The 16803-nt window shown below is 53.3% G+C and carries 15 protein-coding genes and 1 pseudogene; 9 read left to right on the plus strand and 7 right to left on the minus strand.

Features of this window, described 5'->3' with window-relative positions; all coding sequences use genetic code 11:
* The first annotated feature begins 41 nt into the window (after positions 1 to 41).
* Positions 42 to 1307, plus strand: a complete 1266-nt coding sequence (hisD, locus tag N5098_RS04475; RefSeq protein ID WP_267636502.1) for a histidinol dehydrogenase — start codon at positions 42 to 44, stop codon at positions 1305 to 1307.
* Here the strand turns inward: hisD and N5098_RS04480 are convergent, their stop codons facing one another.
* Both N5098_RS04480 and N5098_RS04485 read right to left on the minus strand, forming a co-directional pair.
* Positions 1308 to 1481, minus strand: coding sequence for a ribbon-helix-helix domain-containing protein (locus tag N5098_RS04480; RefSeq protein ID WP_267636503.1), 174 nt, complete (start codon positions 1479 to 1481; stop codon positions 1308 to 1310). It abuts the gene before it with no gap.
* Between the two features lie 45 nt (positions 1482 to 1526).
* Complete coding sequence (locus N5098_RS04485; RefSeq protein ID WP_267636504.1) at positions 1527 to 2735, minus strand: DUF418 domain-containing protein; 1209 nt, start codon at positions 2733 to 2735, stop codon at positions 1527 to 1529.
* A gap of 160 nt (positions 2736 to 2895) precedes the next feature.
* Between N5098_RS04485 and N5098_RS04490 the strand changes: the two genes are divergently transcribed.
* Positions 2896 to 3153, plus strand: coding sequence for a hypothetical protein (locus tag N5098_RS04490; protein ID WP_267636505.1), 258 nt, complete (start codon positions 2896 to 2898; stop codon positions 3151 to 3153).
* Positions 3154 to 3537: 384 nt separating this feature from the next.
* Positions 3538 to 4020 (plus strand): cupin domain-containing protein, encoded by a 483-nt coding sequence (locus N5098_RS04495; protein ID WP_267636506.1) that lies wholly within the window; start codon positions 3538 to 3540, stop codon positions 4018 to 4020.
* Between the two features lie 280 nt (positions 4021 to 4300).
* Here N5098_RS04495 and N5098_RS04500 read toward each other — a convergent pair whose 3' ends face one another.
* Positions 4301 to 7084, minus strand: coding sequence for an Hvo_1808 family surface protein (locus N5098_RS04500; protein WP_267636507.1), 2784 nt, complete (start codon positions 7082 to 7084; stop codon positions 4301 to 4303).
* A 606-nt stretch (positions 7085 to 7690) separates the two neighbouring features.
* Here N5098_RS04500 and N5098_RS04505 point away from each other — a divergent pair.
* Entirely contained in the window at positions 7691 to 8299 is a 609-nt protein-coding gene (locus N5098_RS04505) for a hypothetical protein (RefSeq protein ID WP_267636508.1), read from the plus strand.
* 24 nt (positions 8300 to 8323) lie between these two features.
* Positions 8324 to 9085 carry a GIDE domain-containing protein gene (locus N5098_RS04510; RefSeq protein WP_267636509.1) on the plus strand — a complete coding sequence of 254 codons (762 nt, stop codon included), beginning with the start codon at positions 8324 to 8326 and terminating at the stop codon, positions 9083 to 9085.
* 122 nt (positions 9086 to 9207) lie between these two features.
* Here the strand turns inward: N5098_RS04510 and N5098_RS04515 are convergent, their stop codons facing one another.
* Together N5098_RS04515 and N5098_RS04520 are read right to left on the minus strand one after the other, a co-directional pair.
* On the minus strand, positions 9208 to 9801 hold the full coding sequence (locus N5098_RS04515; protein ID WP_267636510.1) for a hypothetical protein: 594 nt from the start codon (positions 9799 to 9801) through the stop codon (positions 9208 to 9210).
* A gap of 249 nt (positions 9802 to 10050) precedes the next feature.
* Entirely contained in the window at positions 10051 to 12018 is a 1968-nt protein-coding gene (locus tag N5098_RS04520; RefSeq protein ID WP_267636511.1) for a bacterio-opsin activator domain-containing protein, read from the minus strand.
* A 390-nt stretch (positions 12019 to 12408) separates the two neighbouring features.
* On the opposite strand from N5098_RS04520, the pseudogene N5098_RS04525 reads away from it, so the two are divergent.
* The 3 genes and pseudogenes from N5098_RS04525 to N5098_RS04535 all read left to right on the plus strand — a co-directional run.
* A pseudogene (locus N5098_RS04525) lies at positions 12409 to 12633 on the plus strand (IS5/IS1182 family transposase); the annotation flags it as partial.
* Positions 12634 to 12734: 101 nt separating this feature from the next.
* A complete protein-coding gene (locus N5098_RS04530; RefSeq protein WP_267636512.1) occupies positions 12735 to 13058 on the plus strand; it encodes a hypothetical protein in 324 nt (107 codons plus the stop codon).
* A 168-nt stretch (positions 13059 to 13226) separates the two neighbouring features.
* Complete coding sequence (locus tag N5098_RS04535) at positions 13227 to 13553, plus strand: hypothetical protein (RefSeq protein WP_267636513.1); 327 nt, start codon at positions 13227 to 13229, stop codon at positions 13551 to 13553.
* A 161-nt stretch (positions 13554 to 13714) separates the two neighbouring features.
* On the opposite strand, the gene N5098_RS04540 is transcribed toward N5098_RS04535, so the two are convergent.
* Together N5098_RS04540 and N5098_RS04545 are read right to left on the minus strand one after the other, a co-directional pair.
* Positions 13715 to 15610 (minus strand): S9 family peptidase, encoded by a 1896-nt coding sequence (locus N5098_RS04540; RefSeq protein WP_267636514.1) that lies wholly within the window; start codon positions 15608 to 15610, stop codon positions 13715 to 13717.
* A 93-nt stretch (positions 15611 to 15703) separates the two neighbouring features.
* Entirely contained in the window at positions 15704 to 16276 is a 573-nt protein-coding gene (locus tag N5098_RS04545; protein ID WP_267636515.1) for a cysteine hydrolase family protein, read from the minus strand.
* A gap of 72 nt (positions 16277 to 16348) precedes the next feature.
* Between N5098_RS04545 and N5098_RS04550 the strand changes: the two genes are divergently transcribed.
* Entirely contained in the window at positions 16349 to 16735 is a 387-nt protein-coding gene (locus tag N5098_RS04550) for a hypothetical protein (RefSeq protein WP_267636516.1), read from the plus strand.
* Positions 16736 to 16803: the final 68 nt, after the last annotated feature.

The raw sequence follows: 16803 nt of genomic DNA on the forward strand, positions 1-16803 counted from the left end.
GAGAGCGACAGACAGTTAGTGTCGGCATCGGAACACTGAGTATGGACATACGCACGATACCAGACCTTTCGCCGGCAACACGCCGAGACATATTTGAACGGTCGAGCGGCGTCGAGTCGGTCCGCGATGACGTGTGTGATATTATCGAACGGGTTCGTGAGGAGGGTGACGTGGCACTTCGGGAGTACGCAAAGGAGTTCGATGACGTCACTGTCGGGACTATCGATATTACTGATAAGGTAGCGCGTGCAGCGGATGCTATCGATGACGAGGTACTCGAAGCCATCGAGACGGCTGCCGAGAACATCCGTGTATTCCACGAACGCCAGCGTCCCGAGGACTGGCGCGAAGAGTTCGAGGGTCGGGAACTCGGACGCCGGTTTCGCCCGCTCAGCACAGCCGGTGTCTACGCGCCCGGTGGGACTGCTTCCTACCCTTCGAGTGCACTAATGGGAATTATTCCAGCAAAGGTTGCTGGTGTAGACCACGTCGCCGTGACCACGCCACCGGCAGAAAATATTTCCCAGGCAACACTGGCCGCGATTCACGTTGGAGGGGCTGATGCTGTCTACCAAGTCGGTGGTGCACAGGCTATTGGAGCGCTCGCATACGGGACGGAGACAGTCAATTCCTGTGACGTTGTGGTCGGCCCCGGAAACCGGTGGGTGACTGCCGCCAAAGCTGAAGTGCAGGGTGACGTGAAAATTGATTTCCTCGCTGGGCCAAGCGAACTGCTTGTCGTTGCTGACGAGTCGGCCAACCCGGAACTCGTCGCGGCTGACCTTGTTGCACAGGCTGAACACGATACTGACGCGGCGGTCGCAGCGGTGACGGCCAACGAATCTTTCGCAGCGAAAATCGCTGCAGAGGTAGAAAATCAGGCCAGTGAGCTACCCCGGGAAGCAGTTATCCGCGATGCTCTCGAAAACGAGGCGAGTGGCATCTTCGTGGCTCGGTCGATGAGTGAGGCGACGCTGTTTGCTGACGAGTACGCGAGTGAACACCTTTCGATAGTTGCCGAGGACGACGAAGAGTTACTGGAGCGCATCGATAACGCCGGCTCGGTCTTCTTGGGGCCTCATACGCCAGTTGCTGCCGGTGATTATGCGAGTGGTCCAAATCACGTCCTGCCGACAGGCGGGGAAGCCAAACGCGAGGGTGGGCTGTCAGTTGAGACGTTCCTTCGGTCTTCGACTGTCCAGCGGCTCTCGAAGGAATCGTTAGCTGACATTTCGGGAGCAATTACTACGCTCGCTCGCACCGAAGGACTAGATGGTCACGCAAAAAGCATCGAAAAGCGGCAGTAACTACTCCTCGTCGATGCGACCTTGACGAGCATCGATTTCGTCTAGCGTGTCGAGTGTTTTGCGGATTGACGCACGGACTGCTTCACTCCTGTTGACGAACTTTCCTTCGTCGCCGACATGTTTATCCAAATCATCAAGTAACTCGTCGGGAACCTCTACGCTGACTTTAGCCATGGCTTCATATTCGATATCAGGCCTCTAAACAGTGTTGAGATAGAACTAGTCTGACTGCCGTCGAACCGGAGGAATTGTCTCGTACGTGAGAAGACGCCAGAGCCATTCCATTGGCCCGAACCGGAAGTACCGAAGCCAGAGCACTGAGAGCGGTAGCTGGACGAGCCAGATGCAGACGACAACTCCGAGTGCTTCGGCCCGCGTCACCTGCCCGAACAAGCCCAGACCGTGACCATAGAAAATTGTCGTGGCGATAACGGTCTGAAGAATGTAGTTGCTAAAGGCTGTCCGGCCAACAGCAGCAAGTCCGCGTGTTACTAATCCACTAGGCCACCGTCGACAGAACAACATAATAAGAGCGATATACCCACCTGCAAGGAAAAAGCTGCCCCAGTAGTTGAACTGCTGCCAGAAAATAATAGCCGACACACCCCAATCGTTCATTTCAATAAATGCAACACCAGCGAGCGTAAGCCCCAGTCCGATTGAGCCACCGCCGACGAGCAGTCGCCGATAAAACTGCGATGACCGCTTGTTTGTAAGAATACCCCATTTGAACAACGCCATACCAAGCACCATTGCACCGGCGACCCGCCAGAAGGTGTATGCGATGAACGATTCGGTCTGGCGTGTAATCGAGGTGGAAAGACGGTGGTCCATCTGGGCAAACCAACCGCTCTGATACGTCTCTATCTCGGCCTGCAATGCTGACTGGGCCGGCTCAAAGGAGCTTGCGAGCTCACTTGTCTGAGCCGAGAGGCCAATGAGAATCTCCATCAGAGAGGGGATAGCGAGCAAAATAACCCCGAGTCCACACAGTGATTGGGCAGAGTGATCGCGTAAATAGACCACAAGCAGCGCAGTGACACCGTAGGCAACGAGAATGTCACCATACCAGAGTAAATAGGCATGAGCAAGCCCAAAAATAATAAGCCAGCCTGAGCGCTTAAAGAACAGCGTGAGTGCAGAGCTTTCTTTTTTCTTTGCATTTTCTGTGAAAAGTAAGACGCCACCACCGAATAGAATGGTAAATAATGTTATGAACTTCTGTTCAGCAAAGACGTGGCCGACGAACCATGCCCAGTAGTTCGAACCAGTAAAATCACTGTACACAGTCGGGTTGGACAGGACAATCTCCGGCATCGAGAACAGTCGGATATTGATGACTAGAATACCCAGCAGCGCGAACCCACGGAGCGCGTCGAGTGCAACAATCCGTTCCGACGGGGGTGTCGGGCCATTCTCTGAACTCATCTTTGCTCAGTCTTCCGGATGGAACCCACAAAAGCAATGGTATCTCGACGCTTCAACGAGAGAAACAGGCATCTACCTCAACAAACAATAGAGGCTCCTGTAACACATCCCTCTATATATCGGAGGTACCTATATACAGTTCCTCGGAAAATGTTTTGACATGCATCCACTGGAAATTATCGAAACTCAGGTACACCCATTGAAATTGTTTGGAACTGTCCTCATACTGCTTGGCGGGCTTTTGTTGACTGGATACAGTATTGGCTATATTATAATGGATTCGGGGTATGATTTGAACACGACTCTCTGGGGATACTATGCATTATTTGGACTCATTCTGGCTGCGCTTGGCGGTCTTCTCTGGGCTATTGCCCGCCAAGACGTCAGTGCTCTCAGCCAGCAGCCAGAGAACGCATAGCTAGTAGACGAGCGTGTTTGAACCATTACAAGACGAGTGATAAATACAACGCCCACATCGGCAACTCACCGTTTGAGTTGGAACAGGAGGTGAGAATATTTGCTTAGATGACAAATAGAATCACATACCCACCGATAACTGCGACAACGTTCCAGAAAACGAGCTGTATGGCTTGCTTCTTTTGCTCAGCACTAAGATCGTCTATCGACATGTTTTAACTTTTTGGCAAGCTGGTTTCAATCTTTCTCACATACGCGTGCGCTGAGACACCTTCTTCGGATAGAATCTCTCGGAAAACGCTACGTCTCACTGTTCAATGCTTTTCTGAACACCAGCGCCAAAAGCTACACAAAAATAATAATACTGGAACAAGTAGATGCTCTGGTGTCTACATTCACTGAACCCGCAGTCGGCCGAAATGACCAGACAACTGCGTACAAATTTTTGGATACGCTCTCGTATGTCCGGGTTTCTGGAGAGGAGACAAACGGACGGAGTTCGGTTGTCGAAATGCATCTTCGAGAAGGACATGCACCGCCGATGCATGTCCATAAGAACGCAGATGAGACAGTTATTGTTTTGGATGGCGCAGTAACTGCCCACACAGCTGAAGGCACTTACTCCGTCACAGCAGGTGAGACTGTTGTTCTCCCAAAAGAACAAAAACACAGCCTCGTCGCAGATAAGCAGTCTGTCGTATTGACTTCAACGGCACCAGCTGGATTCGATACGTTTGTCACAGCCGTCGGAGAGCCGACCGACGACGAAACAGTCCCAACTGAGCCACCCTCCAAAGAAGCAATTGGCCGCGTAAACGCCCTTGCCGATGAGCACAATATCAAAATCACGGGACCACCTCCAATCTGAGAAATGTTTCCCAACGGATAATACACGTGGAGGTACAGCACATGACTCTCTCATTGTTGTGTTCTATCCGGTACTCGAGACATCGCGTGTGAGTGATAGCGTCTATGGTAGGTCTGGCTAAAGCCTGCTACTGTCGGTTTTTGTGTCGATACTGACCGATACGAAGCCTTGTCAGTACCAGAGCCTGCCGTTACAGACAGGCGCTTGACTTTCTGAAAGTCCGTGCATATTTTCGTGCATGTCCGTCAGCTGGAGCATTACCGCACCGTCACCTTTGGCGTTAGTGTCGCCCTTTGAGCACCGATACCAGCGTTACAGCCAAAAGAGCGACCGCCACCGTCACGAGTCCCAAGCCAGGACCGTTATCGTCTGTACTTGGCGTACTGTTGTCAACATCTGTCGACGCCGGAGAGTCGGTCTCTGAGTCAGTATCTGTGCTGCTCGGGGTCTGTGTTTGCTCCGCAGAGTTCGGTGTTGTTTCTGACGGCGTTTCATCTCGATTATTTACCTCAGAATCACCTCCTTTATCGGCCGATTCGAGGCTATATATGCTTTTTCCGGTCTGTGCGTACACCTGCTCATCCGTCGCTATTGGAGTGATTGGCAGTAATCCATTAGTGACGAACGTCCATTGCCGGTCGCCAGTTGACCCGTTGAGTGCCATCAGTAGCCCAGCGTCGCTACCGACATAGAGGGTGTTATTCGATACCACCAGTTGCCTCGTCACACTGCCACCGATGTCGTTCGTAAACCGATATTCTCCGGAGTCTACATCAATTGCATGGAGTTGACCACCAGACGTTCCAGCGTAGACAGTTCCTGTTGGGGAGACTGATACTGTGCTTACCGACTCATTCAGCGTGACCTGCCAGTGCTGGCTTCCATGTTGTCTGTTGAACGAGAGCAACGTTGTTGCACCGGATGTAACACCTCGCTTAACGGCATATACTCTGGTAGCAGTTACTTCCGTGAGTGAACTCACGGTTCCGTTTACTTTTTGCCTCCAACGTCTCTCACCGCCAACCGCGTCGACAGCATGGATTTGGCTACTCCGATTTTGGCCGTTGAAGCTTGCCGCGTAGACCATCTCATCTTCAACCATCGGTGCAGTGAGAACCGACCCGTTGACAGTCATGTTCCAGGCGGTCTTGCCGGTCGACTGATTGAATGCTGACACACTGTCTCGACTATTTGCCAAGACATGCGAGTTTGTAACTTTCAGGCTAGCGGTGACGGGACCATCGGTCGACTGTATCCACTGTTTCTCGCCCGTTGTGGCGTTGAGAGCGGCAACTCTCGAGCGAGTGGACCCAACATACACTGTGTTGTTCTCGACTCTCGGTGTTCCGATAAAACTCCCGCTCATATTCTTTTGCCACTGGACTGCCCCAGTCTGCCCATCGAGTGCAATCACTGTCGATTGAGTTGTCCCGACGTAGGCAGTCCCGTTTACCACCGCTGGCGTAGCAATGATGCCCTCGTTCAGTTGGTGTGTCCAGACAGCGGTGCCTGTCGTTTCGTTCACCGCACGGATGGTTCCATTGAGAGTAGCGAGGTGAAGCATTCCATCGGCCGCAGCTGAAAAGTCAGAAGTGCGACCGGGTACCGCAGTCTGCCATTTCTGTTCGGGTTGTTGCCACGGTTCCACAGTCTGAGACTCATTTGCAGACGGTGCAGCACCACGAGCCACCGCCTGGAGCGCATCAACGGTCGGTGCATTGACAACTCGGACTTGGCTACCGTTCCGTTCTACGTAAAACGCGTCTGTGAACCCGTCTTGTTGTGGAATCCGGTATGTGTTGGCCCGTCCGTCGATTGCGTTGGCGTCGTGGTATGCCAGTAGCTTCCGGTAGGCCCTGTGGAACGCTTTAGCATCAGAGTGACTGTCCCAGCGAGTCTTATAAATATACCCTGTCTTATCGCCCTCGCTTGTGACGTATGGGAGCAATCGGTCACCGTCCCACCCAGCTGTGACTGAATGATTGTACCCAAGCTGCACTGCATCACGGAAACCTCCAATCAGATGGTTCTCTCTTGGGATTATATATCCTGGTTCGCTCATCTCCATTGCAGGAGAGACCATCGAGACATATAACCCGGCTTCACCAACCGAACTCGTGACGCGCTCACCTCCTTTTCTGCGATTTTTGAGTGGTTTCCATGCTTCAGAACTCGTGTCCGTTATCGTCAAACTTGTCGGCTCATCTTCGCGATACGCCGCAGGATGAATAATCTGCTCAGTGCTTGCTGGTGGGTTTTCATAGAGCGTGTTTACCGCCTTCCAGCCCTGCTGTTGGTGACGCTCACGGACAAACGCATACCCAGACTCATAGGGTTGCCGGAACAACCGGTGCATTCCATCATTCAGACCTGACAGCTGCGGGCTCGCGCTCCGCTCGGGCCGGTAACAGGTCTCATCCCATTCGTCGGTACAGCGTTGTTCGTATAAGTTTTGGACGTAGTTAGCGTCACCTTCGACGTAGCCGTTCCGCGTGTTCCGTTCCTCAATTGTCTCAACCCACGGCAGAGTGAACTGATTGTCCTGTTGTGCGTGGAATAGCTCCTGTGAGAGGACACCTTCCTGTATCTGCAGGACCGAAGCGTTTGGCGAAATCATCGTTACATCACGGCTCTCGGGGCTGTAATACGCGCTAACACCACTGCCAAACAACACACGCCGAGATTCAACAGCGTTTTGAGACTGGTTAATCAAGAACAGTGATTCATACTGTGTGTTTAGCTGCGTTCGATATGTTTCACTGTAGTTTTGTTCGTCGGTCTCGTTACGCTGTTGTTGCTGGTAGATTACTCGGACCGGGGGAGTGCGATCGAACTCGATGCCTCGGACCGTCTCAACTCTTGCCATCGTCCGCGCGACGACCGCCTTTAGCTCTGTTTGGTTGATACCGTTCGACTGGTCGATTGATAGAGTAGCGTTGGCCCATACACCGTTCTCCCAGCCCAGGGTGTCCGCTGGTGGATCTGGAATGTCGCTTTCGACGACCGATGCCGCAACTGTGTAGTTACTGTCTGTGGAAATCTCAGAGTCAGTGTCGGCTGCCACTTCGCTAACAAAAACACACGAAAAAAGCAAAAATATCACACATAACGAAAGTAGCAGCCGCTTAGTCCGTTGGTTTCTGCTATGTTTCATCACCTTCAGTTCTGGACCTCATATATAAAAGCCTGCGCTTGAGGCTGTCTACCCAGAGACTGTGAGAAACGTTTAATTCGCTGGGAGTATAGCGCCAGAGCGTAGCGCTGTTGTAAATATAGCTATCTTGGGGAAGTATGTTCACTCCCGTTGCTTCAACGTCGGTAGCAAGGTCTTCCAGAACTGCGTCGGTAGCTGTTGGCTCAATTGTCCGTCGAGTTGGAAGATACGTTTACAAAATAGCTGTCGTCATCGCTAACCATGAGCGGGGAGGTGATATCACCAGTCCAATCGTTGAGCTATGAGAACCCTTCTGCACGTCCTCCTCTATAGATGAACAAGGTGAGTGCCTTAGGACTTGATCCCGAGGCGGTTCACTAGTAGTTGCTGAAAGTGGAACGACCGTGGTTGACCGGTGGCTGTCCTTGCTTGCTTATTGCCCTCACAGAGAGGTACGGACACGACTCTTGTAGCGTCGTGATTTATATTCCGGGTATTCGACAGTACCGATGACAGATGTCGGGAAAGGATCGTACGGAGAGCGAGCACGCGAGCGGGAAGACAACGCGACGAGTGAACAGGCGTCGAGTGATGAAAGCAGTCGGTGCGTCGGTTGTGATGACCGGAGTAGCTGGTTGCTCGAGTAACGACAGCGATAGCAACGAAGACAATGCTGACGATACAGACGGAAACAGCGAGGGGAACGACGAAAGCACTGAGAGTACCCAAGGCGGCGCTCAACAGAGCAGTTCGATAGCAGTTGTGGAGGCGTATTACACGGCAAACAGCGCCGAAGCCGCCAGTGAGTTGGTCCATCCGGCGTCGGATCTCGAACCGAATCCCGCCGAATACGTCGATGATTTCGAAGTTGAATTTCTCGAAGGCGAAATCATCGCCGAAGACATCGACATCCAGACTCTTGAAGACGAAGAACTGACTGTTTTTTCGATCAGCGAAGCGGTGCTCGAAGAAGTTAATAGTGATGAACGGACGCACCTCGTCGAAGGGACTTTTGAATATCAGGCTGATGATGGCTCGGAAGATGTGCCACAGATTCTTCTCCCTGCGACAAACGATGGCGATTGGTACGTCCTTGACAAACCTGCACAGACAACCTCCTTCTGATACTATCAGACAAAACATTGCACAATGACTGAAATCCCACAACCTGTCGTCGGCGCCGTAGCGCTCGCCCTCGTTGTCGTCGGTGCGTACATCACCTACCAAGCACTGGGGAAGCTACAGAGAGGGTGGATCATCTGGCAGAACGACCCTATCGATGCAGGGGACGTCGAGTACGAGGACGGTGTCGTCGAGGTCCAGGGGAAAGTCGAACAACTCGAAGACGAGTTGCTCACCACCGAATACACCGACACGGAGGCGGTAGTCCACGAGTACAAGCTCCAGGTGCATGAGGAAAACCGGACCGGCGACCAAGGAACCGAATGGGAGACCGTCGATAGCGGCACAGAGGTCCAACCGTTCTACGTGACTGACGAGACTGGGAGTGTGGCCGTCGATCCGGACGGGGCGACCGTCTCGCTGGACGTAGAGAAGGTCTCAGGAGGCTCCGAGATAGATGTCGGACCAGTAGATGCCTCGACGAGCAAGCGGCACGAGGGACGACTGGCACCCGGAGATCACGTACACGTCTTCGGGCAGAAGCGTGACGCTCAGGGAGACGGTCCGGACAGTGTACGGTTCTACATCGGTGACGGTGGTGAGACGGACACGTTCTCCGTCTCCGATACGACGGAGACACGGACGGTCGTGCGGTACATTGGCGGTGGCCTCCTGTCTTTGATATTCGGTCTAGCCGCACTCGCGGTGGGTGGTTTCCTGGCGCTCGTGTTGCTCGGGCAACTCGAATTTTCTGACATCGGTTTACAGTTGATCGCCTCTCTGACATAGGCGCTGTCGGCACACCCGGGCAGGCCTGCTGAGACTGCTGAAATCGCTTGGAAGGGATCACAGTCGGCTTGTTTTCTTCCCCGCGATTGGTTCTCAGCGTCGTGAGGTAACTCCTGTTCCTCTCAGGATGAGCAGTAGACTCCCTCGGCAAAGGGACCATCACAATGTAACAGAATCTCATAGGACGCGACCTCCTCGGGATCGGCATCCATGGCTGGTGTAGCCTCCACAGAACTGACTTCGTCGGGACCTATTTCCGTTGTGGTCGGATACGCGACGCTATCGCCAGTAGTCTCTAACGCCGTCCCGCTCTCGTCGTATGGGACAATTTGGTAGGTGTACTCCCGTGCATCTGCTTGCTGATCACCGTTGTTTCGAATAGCTACCCGGACATTGAACTCGATATCGGTGACCTCAGATTCCCACGCAACGATTTCGAGTTCCGAGATATCATCTCTGCCCACACTACCCATGGACTCCTGAACAAACTCTTCATCGTTTCCGCCCTCGTTTTCGGAACTATCTTGATCTCCGGACTGTGTATCCTCGGGGTCCTCGTCCTCAGCATTGTTGCTTCCACCTCCGCCCGAGTCACCACTACTTGTATCGTCCCCGCTGGTATCTTCTGACTCGGCGGAGTCATCATTGCTTTCCCCGTCTGCATTGGTGCCATCGTCGTCTCCGGTATCGGTGTCGTTGCCCGAGCAGCCAGCCAAACCGGATACCACGACTGACGCGCCGACTGTCTTCAAGACTCGCCGTCGGTTTGTTCGCTGCGAGGCGGAACTGTTCTTCTGTCGACTAGTTTTACGACTGTTTTCTGACATCAGTAATGGTATACTGGGGGATGCTGATTATAAATCGGAACGCTACACTGGTCGTGTCTCCCACAACGTAGCATACAAGCAGGGTCTTGCCGACCGACTGCGCTAGATCATCAAGTCGACCGGTCGCAAAATTTCAACTCAAGTCCTCACTGGCGGGGCCTCAAAGAGTTCTGATAGGATGTTCAGTTCGCTTTTGCGGAGATGGGCGTGTACGGTCGAGCGTGCAATTCCGAGTGCCTCCGCTACCTCTTCAGCGGTGCTTTCGCGTGGCCAAGAGAAGTAACCGACCCTGTAGGCAACTTCAAGCACTTCCCGCTGACGGGGCGTTAGCTCGTCGAGTAGACCGTCCGGTTGTGCGTTCGTCATTTGGTCAGGTGCTCGCTCACGTGTCGCCAATAGGTCCACTTCAGGGCACTCTTTGCTCACACGGTCGACAATATGTGAAACGTCGGCGTCAGTTGGCGCTGTCACGACAAATCGTGTCTCGTCCGTACTTACAGTCGCTTCCTGTAGGGATGCACCGGTGGTAGTAAGAACGTCGAGTAATGGCGATGATGAGAGGATAACTTCCAACCGGCCTGACTCTGAGCCATTGGTGATGACTCGGGTACGTCTAACCTCTGTACACGCCTGAATCGAATCCGCGGCCTTGTTTGGTGGGACCCCCTCGGTAGAGAGATGGAGAAGCCACCCCTCGCTGTTCGGGAGGGACCCTTCGAGGGTAACAACCCCCTCGAAACTGGTGGCAGGGAACATTGGCGACGGATCTCCGGGTGCACCCTCGAATTCGAGTTCGACGACAGTACTCGCAAACACCAATTGCTGCGTTCTTGCAGCATGCAACACAGTTCCGAGTAGATGACCGAGAACTTCCAGTGCCGTTAGCTCCCGACTATTGAACGCGTTCGCCCGTTCAGTTCCGAGAACGAGACAACCATAGACCGCATCACCGTGGTCCAGTGGGACGGCAACCAATGCCTCGGCGCCGCTACTCTCTGTGATTTCCCACTGTTGTTTCCTTGAGGGGTTCTGACAGATCGAAACTGCTGGATTGTCTGTGTCTACTGCTTGCTCTATTATTCCCTTTTCATCACTCTCGGCTGATGGGTCCACCTGTACCGTTCCGGGTTCGCTCTCGAACCCTTCTGTGGCGACAGCTGTAAGTCGGTCCGTTCCACGTTCACGCTGACCGACCCAGGCACACTGATAGAGGTCAGTTTCCACCGCGTGCTCGCAGAGGAGTTGCATAATCGGCCCCCTGTTACCCGTCCGGATCACTTCCTGTGTGGTCTCGAACAGCAGTGAGTTGATCTGGTTTAGCGTCGCGAGTTCGTCTCGCTGGCGCCGAATTTTCTGCTCTCGTTCAAGACGAGCAGAGATATCACGCGCAATCCCACATCTGAACGAGCGCCCCGTTTCGGTACTCTCAAACGACGTCCCACTGAACTCATGTGGAATGCGTTCACCTTCGGCAGTGAGGATGTCGACTCTGACACGCCGGTCTTCAATACTTTCGATTGCCTGCATCAGTCCAGGGACGTATTCGTATTGATCCTCCGGAACGAAATCTCGGGGATTCATCTCCCCGATATCCTCGTAGCTGTATCCCGTCTTTTCAGCCAGTTGTTCGTTCCAGAACCAGAAACGGCCATCGTCCCCGATGACATACACGACATCGTCGATGGTGCTGAGAACAGTTCGCCCTAGCCTAGAGGGTTCTCCCATCAAAAGTCGCTCCGGATTTGCTGGATCGGTCTCTTCAGTTGGACTCTTTTCGGCGATTGACCAGACGATGAGACTTTTGTCTTCTCGGTACGAGAGCGTGAGTTCGACGTACACCCGTTCAGTTCTCCCGATCCACACGTCTCCCTGCCAGTGATCGTCTTCCCGAACGGTTCCCAGCGCAGTCCGTACCTGTTCGATTGTTCTCGGTTCAAACAGTAGCTCCCACGGAGAGCCTTGGAGGACCTCTCGTTCGGTTCCGACAGTCTCTGCGAATACCGGCGACACGTACTCCATCTCCCCACCTTGCTGGATCCCGACACCCCCTGGAAGCGCTTGGGCTAACTCTTGCCAATTGAGTGAGGATTGCACTTCCCTTTCCATTGTGATTAATCTTGACGGATAATTAATAAATTTGTTCCCGACGTGGCACAGAAATCATTTCCATATAAACACAAGGCCCCGTAATCACTCTTCAGCAGCTACTGTGTCAGTGTATTATTTATTCCTCGGAATGGGATTTGGAACGCCAGGGTCGGGTATTAGACCTGTCCTGTCTTTATGATTTTATCTATTCATAGAGACTCTCATCCCTATCTCGTTCGATTACGGCTAAACTGAACCAGATAACAGAGATGAACAGGAGTGTTGCTCCCCCTAACAGGTCTACTTCTGTCACGCCACCTACAACCAATCCACCGGCTGAACCAAGTCCACCAAGTATCGCTGTCGGGAGTTTGAATGGGCTGAGGTTGGATCGGTATGTGATGTACGTCTGGCCACGTCACACTGGACAGCTCCTTCTTCGAACATAACCAGACCTCACAGTACTATCTCCGGCGCCGTGGCCGGCGCGCCAAAACAATCAAGGCAACGACACTGACCGATACAGAGTCGCTGGCCGTGCTTGACGTCCATTGCTGTATCGAGCCCGAGCACGATACGAAGGCTGGACCGCGGGTTGTCCGCCGGAACGCGGATGACCTGCGGTCCGTCGCCGTCATTGTGTTACTCTGTTGGGGATGGCTCTTTTGTACGGCTAGTTTCAGCGCGTGAAATGCGCAAGCCGATATTTACACGTCTGGCCAGAATATCACAACATGAGCGAAAACACACCGAAAACTGTCTCAGAGAATAGAGATGCCGATACATTCCAGTACACTCTCGTTGTTGAAATAACTCGGGCAGCGTTCGCTCTTGGCATCAGCGGCGTTGTGATGACGTTTCTTCTATTTGGGCTCTCACTCGTCGAGACAGAAAAGATTGAACCAATAATGCCCGTTTTCTTTTTTCTCTGTTTGCTCTTTCCGATTGTCCTGTACCTCTACGACCGAAACCACAGTCGCGATCTCGTTATTGCCGATTTCGTTCTCCGGATTGTGCGTCCACTTGCAGTAGTGTACCGTCTCGTCATCGGGCCGTAATGACACAAACTGGACGGCGTTCGAGTACGGACAGTCAAGCCGTAATCTATCAGTAGGTTTTGTTCAACTGTCTCTCTCGACTGAGCTACTGTGTTGAAAGCACAGACAGAAAGTGTGAAAATAGTCACCAATACTGAGCTTAACTAGCCTGAGCACATAGCAAGCGACATGAAGACTGTGGTGACTGAGCGGGATGCATTTGTGCTTGCACGGATTGAGGCCGATGACCGGGTTTTTGAAGTTTCCTTCGAAACCATCGAACCAACCGACGTAACCCTCCGGTTCTTGCGCGACGACGAGCGTGTCGGGAGTATCTACAACGATGATGGGACAGATAGAACAATGGCACGGTTGACTACCCGGCGAGATGGCGACGATTTCATTGGCGTCGAGGTACCCAAAGAGTTCGTCACGAATGTACTCGATACCGCAATTGAAGCAGGACGCATCACTGATGAAAAAGCTGCCGAACGATACCGCCTCCGAGTGTTATAATACAGACAGTGTTTCGCTATGTGGCAAACAGCGTGAGACCGTATGATTTTAACAACCTATTACTTTCTTCTCATCGCCTGAGAGGAATACAATAATTTCGTTGCGCGGGTTGACGTTACTTGGACGATCAGCGTCTCGACTCAGGCAACTGGCCGTCTGTATCAGTCGTCTGCGACCATCGCTTTCGGGCTGGTACCAATACGGCGGTCGAGGAAGTCAGCCAGCGATTTGAACGTCCGGAGCTTCTGTTGTTGGTCCGACGAGGCGTGTCCCTCTTCGCCAAGTTCTTTGTACTCGTAATCAGCGTCTTCACCCTCTTCATAGCCGGCTTCGTCCAGTCTATCTTGGAAGATACGAGCCTGTGAGACTGGAACACGTCGGTCGTTGACGCCGTGGAGGACGAAAATCGGTGCGTCAAGGTTTTCGACGTAGTTGACAGGCGAGCGTGCTTCATAAATCTCGGCGCTTTCTTCGGGTGTACCGAGATATTTCTCCATTAGCTCTGTCCGGAAGTGAGGCATCGTATTCTCATACATGTCTTCGAGGTCAGTCAAGCCAATCCAAGCGATACCAGCCTCGTAGAGGTCGGGATACTGAACCATCTGCCAGTAGGCCGAAAAGCCGCCATAGGAGCCACCGAAGACCACAACCTGCTCGTCGTCCAACCACTCGTGCTCGTCGAGTGCGTGCTCGGTAGCGATCACAACGTCGCCCTGTTCTGCGCCGCCCCAGTCGTCGAACAGTTCCTCGACGAACTCGCGCCCGCGCCCCGTCGACCCGCGGTAGTTCACCTTCAGAACCGAAAACCCAAGCGAAACCAATACCTGTGTGTAGAGGTCGAACCCTTTGACGTCACGGGAACGCGGTCCACCGTGTGGGTTGACAATAAGCGGCGAAGGACGCTCACCGGAGTCATAGAGCAATGCCCCGATTTCGAATTCGTCGTAAGGTTCGTGCTCGATGGCTGCCTGTGGCGTTTCAGGCACGCCATCAGATTCGACGGTAAAGTACTCGGCATCAGCGAAATCAGCAGGGTCGAAGGGACCGTATTCAGCTTCGACAAGCGTCTCGTACTCGTGTGTCGAGACATTGTAGACAAGAAGCTCTGGGCGCTTAGTCGGGGTCGTATACGTCAGTGCAACTCTGTTTTCGTCAAGAATCGCGTCCTTTCCGAAGCCAGCAACACCATCGGGGAGGTCGAACTCAGTCGCTTCGCCGGTTTCGAGGTCGTAGACGAGCGGGGATACCTCAGCTTCACGGCTACGATAACCAAGGACACGGTCGCCATCAGGCATGAAGCCTTTCGGAGCTTCTTCGTACTCGCCTTTACCGAGCCAAGAGACTTCCTCCGAGTCGAGGTCGTAAACGCCAATCCGACCCAAGTCCGTAGAGTTATCACTTACGAGCAGTCGGTCGCCATCAGGTCCCCAGTCGACGGGACCTGACTCTGCACCGGTGTCTCCAACTTCGAGATTTCGAGGGTCAGTGCCGTCAGCATTTGCCACGTACACGTCGCGGTTGTCGAAGTCCTCGCTCTCGTTTGTTGAGTAAGCGATATGCTCGCAGTCGGGCGATAGCTTGGCTCCAGAAGCGGCACGGTCGTAGTTGGTTATTTTCGTGGTTTCGCCGGAGGGTCTGTCGTGATGATAGAGGTTCATCTGGCCATCCCGGCTGGAACTGATAATCACTGTCTCGCCATCATCGCCGATATCGTTGACAGAGACTTGTCCATCCATTTCGATGATAGGCTCGACGTCTCCGTCTCGTGAAATTGTGTAGATGTCGTTTTGCTCGTTACCATTGTCGTCGAGGTGGAAGAACACGCTGTCGCCATCAGCCGCCCAGTCAACTGGCCAACGAGCGTTGCGCGGGACTTCTCCCTCACTCCACTGTGTCATCTCACCGCTTTCGACGTCGAGGACGTGTAGTTCGTTCCGTCCGGTAATGTCGTAGTAGAATGCAACCTCGTCGCCGCTAGGAGATGCTGTCGGATGTGCTAGCGTCGGGAGGGTCGCAAGCTCTTCAAGCAGGTTGTCAGTTACTCCGGATTCGCTCATACAACTAACTGGTAACACGGGGCGTCCATAAACCTCTCCAGAATGATTCTTCTGTAAGGAGACAAACACACGACCACCGAGCCAAGGGTAACGCTACTCGAACTGAACCTCGGTCAATGTTTTGCGCTCGCCAAAGAGCCAGTCGGCGTGTTCGACGGCGTATTTTTGGTCATCTGCTTCGAGATACCCGAGCGCATCATCGACAACGACCGGCCGGTAGTCACGGAATCCCGCTGCACTTGCGGTGTGAAGAACACAGACGTTCGCGAGCGTGCCTGCGAACACGAGGTCGTCGATACCATGAGCATCTAACCAGCCATCGAGTTGCGTCTGATAGAAAGCATTGTACGTGTGTTTGACAACAACGAGGTCTTCTTTGGCAGGCGAGAGTTCTTCGACTAACTGTGCCTCCCAAGACTCCTCAACAACGTGTTCCCCCCAGCGGTCGAATTCGTCGTAGTAGTAAGCGTCCTCGAACTGGTCGGGCGGATGGACATCTCTTGTAAAAACGACGTGGCTTCCGGCATCCCGTGCTCTGTCGACGAGTTCTTTGCACGGCTCGATTGCGTTCTCGCTTGGTGGCGCATAGAGGCTTCCATCAGGGTGACAGAATCCGTTTTGCATGTCGACGATGACGACTGCCGTCCGGTCCGGGTCGAAGTTCATCGGTGAGTCACTGTTGGTGTGTCACGCACAGAAAAGTTGTGCCCTTTTAGTTGTCGACACCAAACTCCGGATATGCGTCGTGCCCTGATAGTCATCGTTCTCGCTGTGACGCTTGCAGGGTGTACTGGCTCTATTCTCCCCACGGATGAGCCGAAACAGCTTGAAGCCGGGGTCGGTGAGATAGATGGAATTGGCTACGAGCAGGATCTCTCTGTCGAGCCAAATGACGGCCTCAATCAGAGCGAGCTTGACTTGATTGTTGACCGGACGATGGCCCGTATCGAGGTGATTCGTGGACTTACCTTTAAACAGGAGGTTGATTTGACACTCCAGACCCGTCAAGAGTACAAGCAATCCCGTCAGGAAAGCGAGACTGACGAGACAGCAAGAGCGTGGGAGAATCGTATCTGGGAGGCCCAATTTATTGGTCGTGTCGCAAAGTCCTCTAGAGTTCAGTAGCAACTGACTCCCGTGAGGAACGGGACGCCTCTGGTGTCCACCCAAGAGGTGTCCCATGCACGCCACAA

Source organism: Halovenus rubra (genome assembly GCF_026586665.1).
Taxonomy (GTDB): Archaea; Halobacteriota; Halobacteria; order Halobacteriales; family Haloarculaceae; genus Halovenus; species Halovenus rubra.

Excerpts from the sequence above, each read along its gene's own strand:
- hisD (WP_267636502.1), top strand. The coding sequence starts at position 42 with ATGGACATACGCACGATACCAGACCTTTCGCCGGCAACACGCCGAGAC.
- N5098_RS04480 (WP_267636503.1), bottom strand. The coding sequence starts at position 1,481 with ATGGCTAAAGTCAGCGTAGAGGTTCCCGACGAGTTACTTGATGATTTG.
- N5098_RS04485 (WP_267636504.1), bottom strand. The coding sequence starts at position 2,735 with ATGAGTTCAGAGAATGGCCCGACACCCCCGTCGGAACGGATTGTTGCA.
- N5098_RS04490 (WP_267636505.1), top strand. The coding sequence starts at position 2,896 with ATGCATCCACTGGAAATTATCGAAACTCAGGTACACCCATTGAAATTG.
- N5098_RS04505 (WP_267636508.1), top strand. The coding sequence starts at position 7,691 with ATGTCGGGAAAGGATCGTACGGAGAGCGAGCACGCGAGCGGGAAGACA.
- N5098_RS04510 (WP_267636509.1), top strand. The coding sequence starts at position 8,324 with ATGACTGAAATCCCACAACCTGTCGTCGGCGCCGTAGCGCTCGCCCTC.
- N5098_RS04520 (WP_267636511.1), bottom strand. The coding sequence starts at position 12,018 with ATGGAAAGGGAAGTGCAATCCTCACTCAATTGGCAAGAGTTAGCCCAA.
- N5098_RS04530 (WP_267636512.1), top strand. The coding sequence starts at position 12,735 with ATGAGCGAAAACACACCGAAAACTGTCTCAGAGAATAGAGATGCCGAT.
- N5098_RS04535 (WP_267636513.1), top strand. The coding sequence starts at position 13,227 with ATGAAGACTGTGGTGACTGAGCGGGATGCATTTGTGCTTGCACGGATT.
- N5098_RS04540 (WP_267636514.1), bottom strand. The coding sequence starts at position 15,610 with ATGAGCGAATCCGGAGTAACTGACAACCTGCTTGAAGAGCTTGCGACC.
- N5098_RS04545 (WP_267636515.1), bottom strand. The coding sequence starts at position 16,276 with ATGAACTTCGACCCGGACCGGACGGCAGTCGTCATCGTCGACATGCAA.
- N5098_RS04550 (WP_267636516.1), top strand. The coding sequence starts at position 16,349 with ATGCGTCGTGCCCTGATAGTCATCGTTCTCGCTGTGACGCTTGCAGGG.